The 241-nt window shown below is 44.4% G+C and carries 1 pseudogene; it reads right to left on the bottom strand.

Annotated features, from left to right (window positions below):
* Positions 1-241: pseudogene (locus A3SG_RS22020) on the bottom strand (hypothetical protein); the annotation flags it as partial.

Raw genomic sequence — 241 nt, forward strand, 5'->3', positions numbered from 1 at the left:
GCCGTGACCGTATTTCCTGAAACTGAAACGTCTACTGATGGGCTTACCGTATAAATATAAGAAGCGTCATAATTCGTTATAGTAAAACTTCCTGTCGCAACACTACAGGTTGGCTGTGTTACACTACTTAGTGTTGGCTGTAACGGAGTAACAGACTGCGTATTGACTGTCTTGCTTGCTGAAGTTACAGAAGTACACACCCCTAAAGTAGCGGTTATTGTATAGCTTCCCGCCGGAGCAG

This window comes from Flavobacterium sp. ACAM 123, from assembly GCF_000264055.1.
Lineage (GTDB): Bacteria > Bacteroidota > Bacteroidia > Flavobacteriales > Flavobacteriaceae > Flavobacterium.